The following is a 17,326-nucleotide window of genomic DNA, read 5'->3' as shown; positions in this document are numbered from 1 at the left end:
AGGATGATTTATTTGAAATTACGTATTGGCCTTCTAGGTCGCATCATCATCGCTATCGCATTCGGGATTCTACTCGGTAGCATCGTACCAGAAAGCCAGAACTGGATTGTCCGGACATTTGTCACGTTCAACACAGTCTTTGGGCAGTTCTTAGGCTTTGCCATCCCACTAATCATTCTCGCTTTCATCATTCCAGGAATCGGGGAACTTGGAAAAGGCGCTGGGAAATTGGTCGGTTTGACGGCCGCCATCGCTTACATCTCCACAATCGTCGCCGGGACGCTCGCTTACTTCACGACGAGCACGTTGTTCCCGCAAATTTTGTCACGCAGCACGGCGTCTGCCGAAAACCCGGAAGAAGCTCTTTTGAAAAGCTTCATGGAGTTTGAGATCCCACCAGTATTCGGCGTCATGACGGCGCTCATTCTCGCCTTCGTCATCGGCATCGGGATTGCCGCCATCGAAAGCAAGCGCTCGCTCGATTTGGCCATGGATTTCCGCGATATCATTGAACTACTCATCAGCAAAGTCATCATTCCACTATTACCGATTCACATCGCCGGAATTTTCATGAACATGACGTACGCCGGACAAGTCGCTGAGATTCTCTCGGTGTTCTCGCTCGTCTTCGTCACGATCATCGTCCTTCACTTGACGATGCTCTTGATTCAATACTCAGTCGCAGGTGCTCTCAACAAAGAGAACCCGCTTCGTCTCTTGAAGACAATGATGCCGGCGTACTTCACAGCCATCGGGACACAGTCGTCAGCGGCGACAATCCCGGTTACACTTCGTCAGGCGAAAGCGAACAACACGGACGAAGGCGTCGCCAACTTCGTGGTGCCGCTCTGTGCGACCATCCACTTGTCAGGGTCGACAATCACGCTCACATCGGTCGGTGTCGCCCTCATGTATTTGAACGGCATGCCGATGTCATTCGCGATCGTGCTCCCGTTCATCCTCGCCCTCGGCGTCACGATGATCGCAGCACCAGGCGTTCCAGGTGGAGCCGTTATGGCCTCGCTCGGTTTGTTCGGTTCGATGCTCGGATTCAGCGAAACGATGCTCAGTCTTGTCATCGCCCTCTACTTGGCACAAGATAGCTTCGGTACGGCGACAAACGTCACGGGAGACGGCGCCATCGCCAAAATCGTCCACTACTTCAAACGCAACACAAAGATTTTGGATGACGCAAAAGAACGCGAGGAAATCGCGTAATCTCGTCTCTAATTTGATAGAATGAAAAAACGGGCAAGCCATCAGGTTTGCCCGTTTTGTATACATACGCTGAAAGGGTGTTCATATGGAACTGATTCGTTGGAACGACCTGTCCGGATTTGAAGAACGTGTCATGCCCTACCTGCTCGAACATGAGGCCGAGAACAGCTTGATGATTGGCGTGCTCGATGCCATCAAGCAAGGCCGATACGAGTCGTATCATCAACTGACCGTCGAAGATGACGGTGATGTGCTCGCAATCCTGCAAGTGACTCCGCCCCATCCGCTCAACTATGTGCTCGTGAAGCATGAGCGAGAGGATGACGTCCTTCGTCTGCTCGTGCCTGAACTGTTAAACGGGGATATCCCCTTCACCGAGGTCGTCTCGCAAGCCGATCTAGCGATGAATTTCTACACGCTCTGGTACATCCTGACGGCGCGAGAGCCGAAAGTCTTCATGGAGCAAGGTCTGTATCGTCTTGATCACGTCAACGACATCCCGCTGTCGGAAGGGTCGATGCGACGGGCTACCGAGGACGATGAGGCATTCCTCGTGAAGGCGTATAACGCGTTCGAAAAGGATACCGGTTTACCGGTCTCGTCGAAGGCAAACGCGACACAAAAAATTGCGACGATGCTCGAGAATCAAGAAGTGTACGTCTGGGAAGTCGACGGCAAGGTCGTCTCGTGCGCGAAGAAATCGCGCGAGACCGCGAACGGCGTCACTGTCTCGTTTGTCTACACGCCAAAAGCGTTGCGCAAGCGCGGCTATGCCCGCTCGCTCGTCGCCGAGCTGAGCCGGGAGCTCTTGACGTCGAAACAATATTGTACGCTCTATACGGATTTGAGCAACCCGACATCGAACAAGATTTACAAAGAAGTCGGTTATGAAAGAATCTTCACTTCGGCGTGGATTCGATTGCCTAGCTGATTTGATGCGCCTCCCCTATACTGTAGGTGGAGGCGATTTTTGATGAACAGATTATTCGGTTGGTGGCTCCGTATCCCGCGCCGGGTACGGTTGACCGCCTTGACGGTCGTCACGCTCGCTGTGCTCGGCTATATGGTGTTTCTTGGAGGCCGGAGCATGCTCGACGACCCGAACTGGGACACGCTCTGGCTGAGCGTCATCGGCGCCGCCCTGCTGACCTTTATCGCGTACAAGGCAACAAAAAAGTGATCGACGCGTTCGTCGATCACTTTTTGTATAGGCTTAGAAGAATGAAGCCGGGTTGACCGTGTTACCTGCGCTCGAAGATGAGTACGAGTAGCCGCCACGGTGGATCTCGAAGTGCAAGTGCGAGCCAGTCGAGTTGCCTGTGCTACCCATGCCGCCGATGTGTTGACCTTGTGTCACACGTTGTCCAGCCGATACGGATACCGAGCTCATGTGTGCGTATACAGTCGTCCAAACCTGACCGTTCAAGACGTGCGTGATGATGACGTGGTTCCCGTAGGCGCCGCCCCATCCCGCAGTCGTAACCGTACCTGTTTGCGACGCACGAATCGGTGTGCCGACCGGTGCAGCCAAGTCGATTCCATTATGGAACGTGTAGCCGTTCGCACCGCTCGCCGCGCCCCATCCTTGTGAGAGACGACCGCCCGACGGACGTTGGAACATGCCGCCGCTTGCTGGTACTGAGGCTACCGCCGATGCTGTCGGCGTGCTGACTGCATTCGAGTTTGAACTCTGTTGTTTCTTCGCAGCCGCTGCCGCAGCTGCCGCCGCACGTTTCGCTTCCTCGGCCGCACGACGCTGTGCCTCGATTTCAGCCTTGATCGCTTTCTCTTGTGACTTGAGTGTTGACTCCATCTCTTGGAGGCTCATCAATTTTGATTCGAACTTCACTTTCTCAGCGTTGAGTTTCTTGATTTTCGCTGCGCGCTCTTTCATTTTCTTGTTGAGCGTCTTTTGACGTTGTTCGAGTTCTTCTTTTTGTTTCACGAGAGCATCGCGCTCGGCTTTCAATTCAGCTTGCGCTTTCGCCAATTTTTCTTTTGTCGCTTGGTATTCTTCAAAGATTTGTTTATCGTTCTCTTGGATTGTACCAGCTGTGATCATGCGTGTGAGCAAGTCACCGAAATCTTTCGAGCCGAAGATGAACTCTGCCCAGTCAATCGAGCCGCCGCCATTTTTTTGCATCGTGGCCATGCGCTCTTTCATGAGCTCTTCTTGCGCCTTCATTTTTGCTTCATATTGTTTAATCTGCTTTTGAAGGGCTGCAATTTTTTGTTGTGTCGCACGAATCTCAGCTTTCTTTTGCGCGACGTCGTTGATGACGTCTTGGAGTTCAGCATCTAACTTGTTGATTTCTTGCTGCTCTTTGCTGATCGCCTGTTCACGTTTTTTGATCGAGGCGTTCGCTTTGCTCTGTTCACTGTTATTCTGTTGTTGCTGCTGTTGCACCTTTTTCTGCTTGTCTGTAAGTGACGCTGCATAGCCAGGTGTCGTGCCGCTAATGAGAAGAGCTCCTAAAGTGACGGTTGCTGCAAGTTTCTTCAAGTTAACCAATGTGCTTCCCTCCGCTGAGTTCTCTGAATTTCTATATAATATAGATCGCATAAATTATAAATTAATAGGCGAAATTCGATATCGCTCTGAGACTCATTATAGCAATCTAAACCTAAAGTTATTTTACACTTATATTTCATTCCCATTACATTGACCTGTTTTAGGTTTTATCCGTTTAAAAATGGGGGTATAAAGGGCTTTTGCAATTTTGCTTGTCACACAAACGTTATAAATCAAAAAGAAAAGCACTTCATGAAAGCGCTTTTCAAATAACTACCTATACGATTTTTTTACCACCTTGGAGCGACAAACCCCGATCGTGACCGTTTATGACGCCCTTGTTTGAACAGCAGAAACCCGCCAATCAAGAGGATGCCACAGGCGGCACCAAAACTGTCGAGCAAGACGTCTTGGATGAGCGGCGTCCGCTCGGGCGTCAAACTTTGATGAAACTCATCGAAGATGGCGACCGTGTTCGCGAGCGCCCAGGCGAACAATAGTGTCAGCCCAGCATGGAGTCGCGTGCGCGACACCGCTTTGACGAGAAGTGCCCCGAGTGCGAAGAAGACGGTGAAGTGCGCCGCTTTCCGAATCAAGAACTCAATCAAGCCGGCACTCCCTTTCGTCTCGAGCGATACCGGTCCCCCGGCGTACTCGAAGTCGACGGTCGCGAGGATGGGCTCGGCCCATGTCCAATTGATGCGTTCGAGCGGTGAGACGATGCTTTGGTCCGAATACGGGGTCGCGCTCGAGAAGAATAAGCCGATCAGGATCAAACCGATCCATATAAATTCATTTTTCAATATGTACATGACACCTTTCCTTTCTACAACGAGTCTCATTATACGCCGTCCATCACGTTTCATTGTAACAACGACTTCATCATTTCATGACAATTTGATTGCGAACAACCGGTTCAAAGTCGTGTCTTGAAATCGCGATTGGTATAATGAAAAGAAAAAAGGGGGAATCAACATGATCTATCAATATGAAGCAGCCGACATGAGCGGCAGGCTCCAACCGCTATCCAAATACGAAGGTGACGTCCTATTAATCGTCAACACGGCGAGCAAATGCGGCTTCACCCCGCAACTCGACGGGCTCGAGAAATTATATGAACGTTATCAGGGCCAAGGGTTCCATATCCTCGGCTTCCCATGCAACCAGTTCGGCAATCAAGACCCGGGGTCGAACGAGGAAATCAGCGAGTTCTGTCAATTGAACTACGGCGTGACGTTCCCGATGTTCGCCAAAGTAGACGTGAACGGCAAAGACGCCCACCCGCTCTTCCAATACTTATCGAAAGAAGCACCAGGCCTGCTCGGTTCGAAGACAATCAAGTGGAACTTCACGAAGTTCCTCGTCGACCGGAACGGCAACGTCATCGAACGGTTCTCGCCGCAAACGACGCCGGATGAGATCGAGACGGCCGTCAAACGTCTCTTATAAGTAAAAGGATGGTCCGCCGCAATCCGGCAGGCCATCCTTTTTGTTAACGCGGTGTGATGAAGTTGATCGTGTAGAACGGGCTCGACTCCTCATTGTAGACGAGGCCGACCGACACGTGGGTGAAGCCATCTTTCAAGATGTTCTCCCGGTGGCCGAGCGAGTTCATCAATCCCCAGTGGGCATGAAAAACGCTCATCTGCCCCATCGCCAAGTTCTCGCCGGCGAGGGAGTACGCGATGCCGGCCTCGTTCATCCGCTCGAACGGATCGCGGCCTTCGGGATCCGTATGGCTGAAGAAGTTGTTCCGGGCCATGTTCTCACTATGGGCGCGGACGACCGGTAATAGCGGCTCATAGTCGGCGAGCGCCGACAGTCCGAACTTCTGGCGGTCCCAGTTCATGAGTATTCGCATCAACTGTTCGTTCGCGACGAGATTGTCTTCCGACACGTCACCGTAATAGCCCTCACTCGATTCCTCGACGTCCCGGTCGACGGTGAGCACGGCTTTCAGCTTGTCGTCGTCATGCTGATCGAAGAACAGCGTCACGTAGTCATCATCAATCGCATAGACGTTGAACGACGGGTCGTCCGGAATCAAATAGCGTTTCAATCCCTTATTGTATGACTTGACCTCATCGAAACCGATTTGCTCGACTTGTTGTCGCGTCGTCTCGCCCACGATGAGCCCTTCAAAGATACTGCCCGTCTCGAACTGATACTGGCCTTGCTTCGATCCGTCAGCATCGATCAACTCGAGGCTACGGTCGCCGCTCTTCTCGAGCAAGTACCAGTCGTGCCCAGCATATTGGCTCGTGAAGCGCGGGGCGTCGGTCGAGCGTTCTTGTTGGTCCTCCGCCACTTCCGTCGACTTCACTTGAATGCTCGTCGGCGCCGAGACGTTCGGCACTTCAAATTTCCAGGCCGCATACACGCCGATGGCGAGCAATAAAATCACTAGTTTACGAAACATCGTGTCTCCTTTCGAAAACCTACTCCTTGCGCTCACCGAACGCACGCAACCGTGCCTTGATGTCGATGAGCATCTCCATATAAGCGATATACGTCGCTTCATCTATATTCAGCATACCACTCACTTTGAGCGGTACCTCCTCGGCCTGCTCACGCAGTGCGCTCCCGGACGGCGTGAGTGACAACAGGACACGGCGCTCGTCGTCGGTCGCCCGCACTTTCTCCACGTAATCGAGTTGCATGAGCCGCTTGACGAGCGGTGACAACGTGCCCGAATCGAGCGTGAGTCGTTCCCCGAGCTGTTTCAAATCGATATTGTCTTCTTCCCACAAGACGAGCATGACCAAGTACTGGCTATATGTCAGGTTTAACGGCGCCAAAATCGGGCGATATAATCTCGTAAGCTCTTTTGAAGCGGTATAGAGCTGAAAACAGATCTGATGCTCTAATGTTAACGAACTTTTCATAAAATTTCCTCCGACTATAGTCTTAGGACAAGCATATCATTTGCTTATCTGTTTGACTGCCCTATAATTAGATTGTGCACAACTTAATTGCCCAAAAACGAAATGGAGGAATTGAATCATGAAACCATTATTCACAGCTTCTGCAACTGCAATCGGTGGCCGCGAAGGTCGCGTCACATCGACGGACGGCGTCATCGACTTGAACGTATCAATGCCTGGCTCAAAACACGCGGACGAAGCGACGAACCCGGAGCAACTCTTCGCAGCAGGTTACGCGGCATGTTTCGGTAGCGCCTTGAACCTCGTCATCGGCAAAGAACGTATTAAAACAGACGGCACGAACGTCACTGGACACGTGACGCTCAACCAAGACGATGAAGGTTTCTTCATCTCGGTCGAACTCGAAGTCGAAATCAAAGGTGTCGATCAAGCGACGGCGGAACGTCTCGTCGAAGCGGCACACCAAGTTTGCCCGTACTCGAAAGCGACACGCGGCAATGTCGACGTCAAGTTGACTGCTAAAGCAGCATAATTCGATGGCCCGCTTCCGAGCGGGCTTTTTTTTGCGTCCGGAGCATCAACAGAGTAAACTGAAGAAACGAACGATTCATCGAGAGGAGGCGGACGATGTTCAAAGGCAAACGTAAATATGTGACGATCGGCGTCGGAGTCGCGTTCCTCCTCGCCGCTTTCTATAACGGACTGACCGTCCGAAACTACGCGATCGAGTCGGACAAGCTCGCGTCGGGACAATCGTTCCGGGTCGTCCTATTGTCCGATTTGCACGGCTATTCGTACGGGGACGACCAACGCGTCTTAATCGACAAAGTGCGGGAACAGGAACCGGATTTGATCGCCCTTCCCGGCGATATCCTCGACCGCTTCCGCTCACCCGACGCCTCATTCGAATTGATTGAAGGGCTGCAGGGCATCGCGCCGATGTATTTCGTGACCGGTAACCACGAGATTGACGGCTCTGACGACTTCGTCCGTCACGACGTCAAAGACGTGTTCCGCTCCTACGGCGTGACGGTACTCGAGAATGAGACGGCCTCGGTCAACGTCAACGGGGTCGATATCCTCGTCGGTGGGCTCGAAGACCCACTCCGGACGTATACCGAAAATATTCAGGCGAGCTGGGAAGAGACGGCCCTGACCTCGCTCGGCGGTGTCGACACCGAGACGGCGTTCAGCCTGCTCTTGTCACACCGGCCCGAACAAGTCGAGACATACGCCGCCCTACCGTTCGACCTGGTCCTGTCTGGCCATGCCCACGGCGGGCAGGTTCGCATCCCCTATTTATTGAACGGACTGTACGCGCCGGACCAGGGCTTCTTCCCGAAGTATGCCGGCGGCCTGTACGAACATGAGTCGTTCACCCACGTCATCGGGCGTGGCTTCAACTATAGCGTCAGCGTACCGCGCGTGTTCAACCCACCGGAGATCGTCGTCATCGACGTCACTGGGACCGGGGCTCCTCAGTGAGCCCCTTTTCCTATTTTCCCTAAAAATCGGATTCGCATGCGTGAGGGAGGGGTACAGTACTCTTGTTGTGACTTACCTGTTTTTGAAAAAAGGGAGGAAGTGGACAAATGCGTGCTGTCACCTATCAAGGAGCAAAGAACATCGAAGTGAAAGACGTGAAAGACCCAGAGATTGAGAATCGGGAAGAGATTATCGTCAAAATCACCTCAACGGCCATCTGCGGATCAGATTTGCACATCTACTTAGGCAACATGCCGACCCGACATGGCTACGTCATCGGGCACGAACCGATGGGCATCGTCGAGGAAGTCGGACCGGATGTCACGAAAGTGAAAAAAGGCGACCGGGTCGTCTTACCGTTCAACGTCTCGTGCGGCCATTGTTTCTATTGCGAGAACGAGATGGAGAGTCAGTGTGACAATTCGAACCACGCCCCGCATACGGACGCGGGCGGCTATTTCGGATTCACCGAGCAGTTCGGGAACCATCCTGGGGGGCAGGCCGAATATTTGAAAGTGCCTTACGGCAACTTCATGCCGCTCGTCATTCCTGAATCGTGCGAACTCGACGACGAAGCACTCCTCTTCCTCTCCGACGTCATCCCGACCGCTTGGTGGAGTTTGGACAGTTCCGGGATGAAAGCCGGCGACACGGTCGTCGTCCTCGGTTCGGGACCGGTCGGACTAATGACACAAAAGCTCGCCTGGGTGCGTGGCGCGAAACGCGTCATCGCCGTCGACCCGGAATTGTATCGCTTGAACCGAGCCAAATTGTCGAACAACGTTGAGACCGTTCTCATGAAAGACCCGATCGATACGGGCAAATACATTTATGAGATCACGAACGGCGGTGCTGACGTCGTCATCGACTGTGTCGGCTTCGACGGCAAAATGTCTCCAATCGAGAAAGTAGAGCAAAAGTTGATGGTTCAAGGCGGCACGCTCAGCGCCATCAAAGTCGCCAAAGAAGCGGTCCGGAAGTTCGGGACGGTTCAATTGACCGGGATTTATGCGATGAACTATAACCAGTTCCCGCTCGGCGACTTCTTCACCCGTAACGTCAGCATCCGGACGGGACAAGCACCGGTCATCCACTACATGCCCGAGCTGTTCCAGATGATCGTCGACAAGAAGTTCGATCCGACCGACATCATCACGCACCGCTTGCCGCTTGAACAGGCGGCCGACGCATACAAAATCTTTAACGATCATTTGGACGACTGCGTCAAAGTCGTCTTGAAGCCATAACAAAAGCGGTCCCCGACTTCTGTCAGGGACCGCTTCTTCGTTTACCAAATCGTTCGATTCTCACAACATTGCGCTTCCCGTTCGATTTGAACGGTTGAACGCTCGAACGTGGCGAATTGACGGATTCGTTCCGTCACATCATGCAAGACGCGCTGGTCGTCCGTATCCGCCTCGATTAAGACGTGACACGTGACAGCGAGTTCGTTCGATGAAATCGACCAGACGTGCAAGTCATGGACTTCTTTGACACCGTCGATACCTCCGAGCTCCCGTTGCATCGCCACAACGTCGACTTGATCCGGTGTCCCTTCCATCAAGATATGAATCGCCTCCCGCGTCACCCGATAGCCGCTGACCAAGATGAGCACGGCGACGAACAGGCTCGCGATCGGATCGGCGAGCGTCCAGCCGAACGCCATAATCAACACGGCCGCCGTGATGGCCCCGACCGAGCCGAGCAAATCGCCGAACACGTGCAACAGCGCACTGCGGACGTTCAAGTTGTCACGCTCGCCCCGCATGAGCAGCCACGCCGCAATCATGTTGACGAGCAGCCCGATGATGGCGACCGTAAGCATGCCGCCGCTTAAAATCTCTGGCGGTGCGAACAAGCGTTGATACGCCTCGATGATGATATAGATGGAAATGACGAGCAACGTCAAGCCGTTGACGAACGCCGCCAAAATCTCGAAGCGTCGATAGCCGAACGTCCGCTCTGGCGTCGCTTGCCGTGCTCCGAACCGGACAGCGAGGAAACTGAGCCCGAGTGCCGCCGCGTCGCTAAGCATATGCCCCGCGTCCGACAAGAGCGCCAAACTGTTCGTCCATAATCCGCCGATGACTTCGACGACCATGAACGTCGCAATCAGGACGAACGACCAGAATAATGCCCGTTGGTTCGTCGTATGATGATGGTGATGGTCGTGCCCGTGATGATCGTGATGTGCGCCCATTGTTTCTCCCCCTCTCTCTATATAGTCTATACCTTCCACCTCAAACATTCAAACGTTCATTTGAATGAATACATAAAAACAATCGCCGAAAGGGATGTCCTCTCGACGATTGTCGTTATTTCTGTTCGAGCCGGACCCGCATGACGCCGTCATAGGGGAACAACTTCAACTGGCGAGTCTCACCTTCATACCAACTGCCGGCGTTTTGACTGCTCGTCGCCGTCACATCAGGCGTCGCGACCGCTTGGCGGTCCCAGTCGATCGCCCGCACTTGTTGGTCACGTACCATCAAGAAGAAGCCGTCATAGAAATGGTATTCGTTCACTTGGTCACGCTGGACCGCTTTCGGGGTACCGAGCGTGGCCCGGACACTGTCGATGTCTTGGCCGAGCACTTCAATTGTCGCCGCATCCGCCGTCGGGACGACGGTCTTCCATGCCGCGGTCACATCGTCATCGGAAATGCTCGTCGCTTCTCCCGTCACTTGTGCTTCCGTCACCCATCCGGTCGTCCGCTCATTCAATTGGAGCTTGACAAAACCGCTGACGGCCTCGAGTTGTTCGAACCGGTCACCGAGGTCGGCCTCATAAATGACCGTCGCCCGGTCGTCGGCGAACACTTTCGTATAAGGTGCCGCGATATAGACGTACGTTCCCGCTGACTCGTCGGCCTCCGCTTCCGGCTCGTCTCCTTCTGTCGGCTCTGATTCATTATTGACCGACTCGGTCGCGATGTCGTCTGTCTCCGGCAACGCCGATTTCTTCGTGTCCATGAGGGCCGCGAAGGCGATGACGCCGACGAGTGAAGCAATCAATGCGATGACCGTCGCCGTTTGCCATAACCGCTTCCGTTTCCGTGATGCGGCCCGTGATGCCCGAACTTCTTCTTTCATGTGATTCCACCCCTATTTGTTTCGTCTATTCTGTTCGGATTCGGCAAGGGGGATGCCGTTTCCTGCCTCGTCGAAGAAAATATGCGGTTCGCTCGTCAATGTCTCAAGCGTCTGGAGCGTCGCGTCAACGTCGACCGGCTTTGTATTTCCGGACTCGAGCACGCGCACCGTCTCCCCGAGCTCGATCGTCCGGTCCGTCAAGCGGTGGAACGTCCGGTCATGCGAGATAAGAATCAATCCGCCTCGATACACTTCGAGCGCGGCCTCGATTTGCTCCCGTGTGGCCACGTCCAAATAGTTCGTCGGCTCATCGAGGGCGAGCAGGTCCGCGTCCGAGAAGTACAAGATGAGGAAGGCGATGCGGCACTTCTCCCCCATGCTCGCCTCTCGAATCGGCTTATACACCTCATCACGGCGGAACAAGAAATGGGCGAGCAGCGTCCGCGCCTCCGTCTCGGTGATGTCACTTTCGGCCAGGAGCGCCTCGAGCAACGTTCCTTCGGCCGGCAGTCGGGCGAGCGTCTGTGAGAAGTAACCGATTTTCAGTTTCGGATGACGCTTGATGTCCCCGGTCTTCGGTGCGAGTTCGCCGATCAATAGTTTCAACAGCGTCGTCTTCCCGCTCCCGTTCGGCCCGACGATGGAGATGCGGTCACCCCGGTTCACCGTGAGCGAGAGTCGCTCAAAGAGGGGGTCGTCGTAACCGAACGAGATGTCGTCGACCGCAATCCACGTCTTCGCCTCGAGTGGGTTGGCTTGGAAGCGAACCGAGATATGGGCCGCATCTTTCGGACGCTCAGGTCGCGTCCCTTCGAGTTGTTCGAGTTTACGTTCCCGGGCCTTCATCTTGATGGCAAGGTTCGCCGCGCTTTTTTGAGCGCCTGGACTTCGCACGCTCGCCGTCGCTTTCGCTTTCAAATGCCAGCCCTTATATTGGGCGATCATATCGAGCAGCTCCGACTTCCGCGCCATATAGCGGGCATGGGCTCGCTCGTCGCGTACCCGTTCCTCGGCCTTCTGATGTTTATACGCCGTGTAGTTGCCCGGATAGCGGACGATGGTCCCCTCATTCAGCTCGAGGATGACCGTCGCAACGTCATCGATGAATTGACGATCGTGGGAGATAGCGAGCACTGTCCCCGAAAACTCGTCCACCCAACGTGTCAGCCACTCGATTGAGTCCAAATCGAGATGGTTCGTCGGCTCGTCGAGCAGGACGATATCGACGTGTCGCATCGTGAGACGGGCGAGTTGGACCCGTGTCTGTTCACCGCCGCTCAACTCGCGGAGTCGGCTCGAGTCATGTCCGTCAAGACCAAGTCGTTTGAGGGCTTGTCTCGCCTCAAGTTCGAGCGCGAAGGCGTCAACCGCGAGTGCCTCGTCATACGCTTCGAGCACGCGCGCCGAATCCCCTGATGTGACGGCAAGGTAGAGATTGTAGCGCGCCAAGTCGCCTTGCATGACGTAGTCGAGCGCGGTCTCTTCTCCATCAAACACCGTCTGTTCGACGACACCGATCGTGCCCAAGACGTCAATCGAACCTGACTGTGGGGCCAGTTCACCTATGAGCAGCTTGAATAGCGTCGTCTTGCCGGACCCGTTCTGGCCGAACAAGACGGCCCGTTCGCCTGCAGCGACGTCGAACGAGACGTTGTCGAATAAGGGTTGCCGGTCGTGGTCGAACCGGACTTGCTTCATACTTAACATATTGTTTCACCTCGCTAGTTTGTCCGATACGCGATGAAACAAAAAACACCATCCGCAACGTGCGGTGGTGTGAAGAGATCCGGTCAAGCGGAAAGAAGGGTCACCCCTTAGCCTGAAATTGGACACACTTCACCCGTGACTGTTCGTGCGAACAGTGATGATTCGTTTCATCAGTTGAGGGAGTGTGACTTTTTCATGGCACGCGGTACCTTCCTTTCCTAAGTTACTGTCACCGTACCAAATTGAAAGCGGATTCGCAAGAGCCGGACCACAATCTCCCATTTTTTCTACACCTTCCGGCGGATGCGGGGTCGTCGGTCGAGCGGTATGATTAAACCATCTTAGATGATGAGGTGACTGTTATGCGATTACGAAACCTGCTCGTCCCGAGCGCCGTCCTGGCGAGCGTCGGTACGTTCTTATATACCCGATTGAAACGAAGACTGCCTCGACCGGCTTTTAAAGTCCCGACGGTCAAACCGGACCTCGCCTCGTTCGATGAGACGATGATCAGTGCCACTTGGGTCGGCCATTCGACCGTGCTCATCCATTGGTACGGATTGAAAATTTTGACGGATCCGGTGTTCTCGAAGCGGATTGGCGTCCACGTCGGGCCGGTCACGTTCGGGATGAAACGTCATACCGCCCCTGCCCTCTCGATTGAGGAGATCGGGCACGTCGACGTCATCCTGCTCAGCCACGCCCATATGGACCACTTCGACCATAAGAGTCTGAAACGACTGATCACCCGCGACACGGTCGTCATCTCGGCCCCGGGCACGAGCAAGCTGTTACGTAAATACCCGAGTCTGCAGACGCTCGAGATGCATCCGCACGACAAGCTGACGCTCGCGAACGGGCTTCACGTCCAAGCCATCCCCGTCGCCCACTGGGGTAATCGTTTCCCGTGGGACAAACATATAGGCTATAACGGCTACGTCTTGAAATATAAAGGCGTCCGCATGTTGTTCGCCGGGGATACGGCGTTCACCGAGTCGTTCAACGGGCTCGCGAACAAAGAACCGATCGACCTCGCTTTCTTCCCAATCGGTGCCTATCAACCGGAGTCGTTCGAGGAAGCCCACTGCACGCCGGAACAGGCATGGACGATGTTCAAACAGAACGGTGCGAAACGTTTCTTCCCGATGCATTGGGACACGTTCGTCTTATCGTACGAACCGGTCGAGGAGCCGTATGAACGACTCGTCGCCGCTGCCAAGCTCGAACGTGACCAAATCGTGATCAAGTCTCACGGCGAAAGCATTCGGCTGTAGCTTTCGCTTTCACTTCCGTGCGATTTTCGGTAACGTAAGAGTTGAGAGGGAGGGAATCAATATGGAATGGACAACACTCAACAATGATGTGAAACTGCCGATGCTCGGGCTCGGCGTGTACAAAGTGGAAGACGGGGCAGTCACGGTCGATACGGTCAAAGCAGCGCTTGACGCGGGCTATCGATTGATCGACACGGCCGCTATCTATCAGAATGAGGAGAGCGTCGGCCAAGCGATTCGCGAATCCGGCGTCCCGAGGGAAGACATCTTCGTGACGACGAAACTGTGGAACGAGTTCCACGGCTATGACGAGGCGCTCCAAGCGTTCCAAGACAGCCTCGACCGGCTCGGTCTCGAGTACGTCGACTTGTTCTTGATTCACTGGCCGATGCCGCGCTTCGGTAAATTCGTCGAGACATATAAAGCGCTCGAACAGTTGTATGAGGAAGGCAAGGTACGGGCCATCGGGGTCTCGAACTTCGAGGTCAGCCACCTCGAACAGATCATCCAGTCGTGCTCGATCGTCCCGGCAGTGAACCAAGTCGAGATCCACCCATACTTGTCCCAAAAAGAGTTGATCGCGTTCTGCCAGCGGTACGATATTCAAATCCAGGCGTGGAGCCCGCTCATGAAAGGGCGCGAGGCGCTTGAGGATCCGGTCATCGCCGAGATTGCGACCGAGCACGGGAAATCACCGGCTCAAGTCATCCTGCGTTGGCACTTACAGAACGGTGTCGCCGTCATCCCGAAATCGGTCACGCCGAGTCGAATTCGTGAGAATATAGAGGTGTTCGACTTCACGTTGACGAAAGAAGAGATGCACGCGATCGACGGACTCAACCGAAACGAGCGGACCGGGTCTGACCCGAACGAGATGCACAAAATCCACTACTGAGGAGAGATTTGACATGTTCAAAAAACTAGCTTCTGATTTGACGGGCTTCAGCGATATCGGTGAAGTCATCGACCCGAAAGATTTCGATAAGGCGGATTCGGACGATTACGTCCTCCATGAGGACAACGAGAAGATTTACTTCTTAATCAAGTCGAAATCGGACGAGTACTGCTTCACGAACTTGGCGATGATTCACCTCGACGGGACGAGCGCGATGAGTTCGAAACGCGTCTTGTATCGCTATCCATACGCCCACTTCCCATTGAATAACGTCATGTTCGAGACGGCCGGCACGGTCGACATGGACGTCGAGATCAAATTCACCATCGGCGACAAGCCGTATTCGATTGACGTGAACAAGAAACAAATCGAGCATGTGAAAGACTTGTACAAATCGCTCCTCGCCATCGCCGAGAAACAACGCGAAGGCCGGAAGATGATGGAGTATGCCAACGCCTCGCTCACGCATTCGGTGTCGATTTTGAGCGGGCTTCGTCAAGGCGATATGAATGTCGCCTCGACGTTCAAGGAATTGAATGAACAGAGCTTCGACTGGCTTAAAGGTCACTACCACGAGTGGAACCGCAAAGATTTCGGTGACGTGTTCGAGAAGTACATCAACAACTAAAAAGGCGGTGACGTATGGACCTCATGTGGCTGTTGATTGGATTCTTCTTGTTCATGCTAGTGATTTTGACCGTCTTTATTAGCAGTATGCTCAACGCCTTGTTCGGACAGCTACATCTAATCGTCCACGTCATCGCCATCGTGTTTTTATCGGTCGCGTATGAACGTCTATTATTAGACTATAATCTCATATGGATTATCACCATTCTTGTGACCGTAAGTTATCTATTACCACTTCTCATCGCCAAACTGTATCACAAAGGCGAGCGCATTGAACGCGAACGCCTTAAATGAAGAAATGCCCCTAGACTCCAATCGGATTCTAAGGGGCATTTTCATTTGCTTTCATCAATCAACTGTTCGGCGAGCCGTTGGAACAAGTGGCTCATATGGACGGCTGAGGCGATGGCGAGCGACTGTTGGATGCCGTTCGTTTCACTCGTGCGCACGTTGGCGAGGAGCGTCTCGGCTTGTTCCTCGAACGCCTGCATGTTCTGTTCTTTCTGAACCTGGTACGCGTCATAGAAGTCCTCGAGCGAGAAGCCCTCGTCCGACTCGTTCAGCGGCCGGAGCGTCTCTTTGATGTCATTGATCGAGAGCAATCCTTTCATCTCGTAAATCAGGCTGAGCAACATCAAGTGCTCGTTCGTGTACTTCTTGTTTTTGACGGGATGGAACAGCTTACCTTTGGCGTAGTTGTTGATCATCGTCTTCGTTAAAATCGTCTCGTCGTCACTCCGCTTCATCTTGCCGTAATGTTGCTCGAACAGCTGGATGACTTGGTCCATATATAAGTCAATCGTCGGGAGCACCTGCTTCGGCAACGTCCCTTCCGTCTCTACAATTTCATGCGGTTTCATCGAATCACCTCCCCTTCAGTATACGGACAAACCGGATTTGTCGAAACAAAAACCTTGTCGTTCTGACGTATACAGCTTATCATGTAGTTATGGATACTACATGACGTGATAAGGAGTGTTTTACATGAATTCGATTTTTCGGGAACCGATTAACGCACTGACCCACTTGGCCGGTGCCGTGCTCGCGTTCGTCGCGTTGATTGCGATGACGGTGAAAGCGTCACTGCTCGGCGAGCCGCTCGCCATTATGGCTGCGATTTTGTTTGGCATTAGCCTCGTCTTTCTCTATTTGTCGTCCGGTCTGTACCACAGCATCATCGCCTCACCGAACGTCATCGCCTTCTTCCGGAGAATCGATCATGCGATGATTTACGCCTTGATTGCCGGGACGTACGCCCCGCTCACGTTGCTTGCGCTCGAAGGGCCGACGCGTTGGGTGTTGTTCGGCACCGTCCACGCGCTCGCCTTGTTCGGGATCATCTTCAAGCTCGTCTGGTTCCACGCACCACGCTTCTTGTCGACAGCGCTCTATATCGGCATGGGCTGGTTATCGGTGTTCTTCATCGGACCGCTTCATGACGTCATCGGCAACGCCGGCATCTTCTGGCTCATCCTCGGTGGCGTCATGTACACGATTGGCGGGCTCATCTACGGCTTCAAGCCGAAGTTCGTCAACTGGCGCGGTTGGGGCTTCCACGAGGTGTTCCATTTGTTCATCTTGTTCGGCAGTTTCGCCCATTTCGTCTGCGTGTTCTGGTACGTTTTCTAAGT

Annotated in this window: 20 protein-coding genes; 12 read left to right on the top strand and 8 right to left on the bottom strand. The window is 53.7% G+C overall.

Annotated features, from left to right (window positions below):
• Positions 1-3: 3 nt before the first annotated feature.
• From KNP67_RS00815 to KNP67_RS00805, 3 genes are all read left to right on the top strand, one after another.
• Positions 4-1,218 (top strand): dicarboxylate/amino acid:cation symporter, encoded by a 1,215-nt coding sequence (locus tag KNP67_RS00815; RefSeq protein ID WP_131471034.1) that lies wholly within the window; start codon positions 4-6, stop codon positions 1,216-1,218.
• A gap of 85 nt (positions 1,219-1,303) precedes the next feature.
• Positions 1,304-2,149: a GNAT family N-acetyltransferase gene (locus tag KNP67_RS00810; RefSeq protein ID WP_131471033.1), complete on the top strand. Its 846-nt coding sequence runs from the start codon at positions 1,304-1,306 to the stop codon at positions 2,147-2,149.
• 42 nt (positions 2,150-2,191) lie between these two features.
• On the top strand, positions 2,192-2,398 hold the full coding sequence (locus tag KNP67_RS00805; RefSeq protein WP_021066782.1) for a hypothetical protein: 207 nt from the start codon (positions 2,192-2,194) through the stop codon (positions 2,396-2,398).
• Between the two features lie 33 nt (positions 2,399-2,431).
• On the opposite strand, the gene KNP67_RS00800 is transcribed toward KNP67_RS00805, so the two are convergent.
• Together KNP67_RS00800 and KNP67_RS00795 are read right to left on the bottom strand one after the other, a co-directional pair.
• Positions 2,432-3,730, bottom strand: a complete 1,299-nt coding sequence (locus KNP67_RS00800) for a murein hydrolase activator EnvC family protein (RefSeq protein WP_214755713.1) — start codon at positions 3,728-3,730, stop codon at positions 2,432-2,434.
• Positions 3,731-4,020: 290 nt separating this feature from the next.
• Complete coding sequence (locus KNP67_RS00795) at positions 4,021-4,542, bottom strand: VanZ family protein (protein ID WP_131471031.1); 522 nt, start codon at positions 4,540-4,542, stop codon at positions 4,021-4,023.
• A 163-nt stretch (positions 4,543-4,705) separates the two neighbouring features.
• On the opposite strand from KNP67_RS00795, the gene KNP67_RS00790 reads away from it, so the two are divergent.
• On the top strand, positions 4,706-5,179 hold the full coding sequence (locus KNP67_RS00790) for a glutathione peroxidase (RefSeq protein WP_131471030.1): 474 nt from the start codon (positions 4,706-4,708) through the stop codon (positions 5,177-5,179).
• Between the two features lie 43 nt (positions 5,180-5,222).
• Here the strand turns inward: KNP67_RS00790 and KNP67_RS00785 are convergent, their stop codons facing one another.
• Positions 5,223-6,149, bottom strand: a complete 927-nt coding sequence (locus KNP67_RS00785) for a CAP domain-containing protein (RefSeq protein WP_214755712.1) — start codon at positions 6,147-6,149, stop codon at positions 5,223-5,225.
• A gap of 19 nt (positions 6,150-6,168) precedes the next feature.
• Positions 6,169-6,615, bottom strand: coding sequence for a MarR family winged helix-turn-helix transcriptional regulator (locus KNP67_RS00780; protein WP_214755711.1), 447 nt, complete (start codon positions 6,613-6,615; stop codon positions 6,169-6,171).
• 118 nt (positions 6,616-6,733) lie between these two features.
• Between KNP67_RS00780 and KNP67_RS00775 the strand changes: the two genes are divergently transcribed.
• From KNP67_RS00775 to KNP67_RS00765, 3 genes are all read left to right on the top strand, one after another.
• The gene (locus KNP67_RS00775; RefSeq protein WP_021066776.1) at positions 6,734-7,147 is read left to right on the top strand and encodes an organic hydroperoxide resistance protein; all 414 of its coding nucleotides are present in this window, start codon (positions 6,734-6,736) and stop codon (positions 7,145-7,147) included.
• A gap of 95 nt (positions 7,148-7,242) precedes the next feature.
• Complete coding sequence (locus KNP67_RS00770) at positions 7,243-8,100, top strand: metallophosphoesterase (protein ID WP_214755710.1); 858 nt, start codon at positions 7,243-7,245, stop codon at positions 8,098-8,100.
• Positions 8,101-8,207: 107 nt separating this feature from the next.
• Positions 8,208-9,347: a zinc-dependent alcohol dehydrogenase gene (locus KNP67_RS00765; RefSeq protein WP_058763103.1), complete on the top strand. Its 1,140-nt coding sequence runs from the start codon at positions 8,208-8,210 to the stop codon at positions 9,345-9,347.
• A 41-nt stretch (positions 9,348-9,388) separates the two neighbouring features.
• On the opposite strand, the gene KNP67_RS00760 is transcribed toward KNP67_RS00765, so the two are convergent.
• The 3 genes from KNP67_RS00760 to abc-f all read right to left on the bottom strand — a co-directional run bounded on the left by KNP67_RS00760 (position 9,389) and on the right by abc-f (position 12,899).
• Positions 9,389-10,300 (bottom strand): cation diffusion facilitator family transporter, encoded by a 912-nt coding sequence (locus KNP67_RS00760; RefSeq protein ID WP_214755709.1) that lies wholly within the window; start codon positions 10,298-10,300, stop codon positions 9,389-9,391.
• Positions 10,301-10,415: 115 nt separating this feature from the next.
• Complete coding sequence (locus KNP67_RS00755; protein ID WP_214755708.1) at positions 10,416-11,192, bottom strand: hypothetical protein; 777 nt, start codon at positions 11,190-11,192, stop codon at positions 10,416-10,418.
• Between the two features lie 12 nt (positions 11,193-11,204).
• Entirely contained in the window at positions 11,205-12,899 is a 1,695-nt protein-coding gene (gene abc-f, locus KNP67_RS00750; RefSeq protein WP_214755707.1) for a ribosomal protection-like ABC-F family protein, read from the bottom strand.
• 362 nt (positions 12,900-13,261) lie between these two features.
• On the opposite strand from abc-f, the gene KNP67_RS00745 reads away from it, so the two are divergent.
• The 4 genes from KNP67_RS00745 (at position 13,262) to KNP67_RS00730 (ending at position 15,989) form a co-directional block, all read left to right on the top strand.
• Entirely contained in the window at positions 13,262-14,173 is a 912-nt protein-coding gene (locus tag KNP67_RS00745; protein ID WP_214755706.1) for an MBL fold metallo-hydrolase, read from the top strand.
• Positions 14,174-14,234: 61 nt separating this feature from the next.
• Entirely contained in the window at positions 14,235-15,068 is an 834-nt protein-coding gene (locus KNP67_RS00740; RefSeq protein ID WP_214755705.1) for an aldo/keto reductase, read from the top strand.
• Between the two features lie 13 nt (positions 15,069-15,081).
• Entirely contained in the window at positions 15,082-15,696 is a 615-nt protein-coding gene (locus KNP67_RS00735; protein ID WP_021066768.1) for a PH domain-containing protein, read from the top strand.
• Between the two features lie 14 nt (positions 15,697-15,710).
• The gene (locus KNP67_RS00730) at positions 15,711-15,989 is read left to right on the top strand and encodes a hypothetical protein (RefSeq protein ID WP_214755704.1); all 279 of its coding nucleotides are present in this window, start codon (positions 15,711-15,713) and stop codon (positions 15,987-15,989) included.
• A 41-nt stretch (positions 15,990-16,030) separates the two neighbouring features.
• Here KNP67_RS00730 and KNP67_RS00725 read toward each other — a convergent pair whose 3' ends face one another.
• Positions 16,031-16,555 (bottom strand): DUF1836 domain-containing protein, encoded by a 525-nt coding sequence (locus KNP67_RS00725; RefSeq protein ID WP_029595911.1) that lies wholly within the window; start codon positions 16,553-16,555, stop codon positions 16,031-16,033.
• 124 nt (positions 16,556-16,679) lie between these two features.
• On the opposite strand from KNP67_RS00725, the gene trhA reads away from it, so the two are divergent.
• Positions 16,680-17,324, top strand: coding sequence for a PAQR family membrane homeostasis protein TrhA (gene trhA, locus KNP67_RS00720; RefSeq protein ID WP_029595912.1), 645 nt, complete (start codon positions 16,680-16,682; stop codon positions 17,322-17,324).
• Positions 17,325-17,326 lie beyond the last annotated feature (2 nt).

Origin of the sequence: Exiguobacterium sp. s157, from assembly GCF_018618205.1 — a bacterium.
GTDB classification, from domain to species: domain Bacteria; phylum Bacillota; class Bacilli; order Exiguobacteriales; family Exiguobacteriaceae; genus Exiguobacterium; species Exiguobacterium chiriqhucha.
This window is presented reverse-complemented; position numbering and strand designations above follow the sequence as displayed.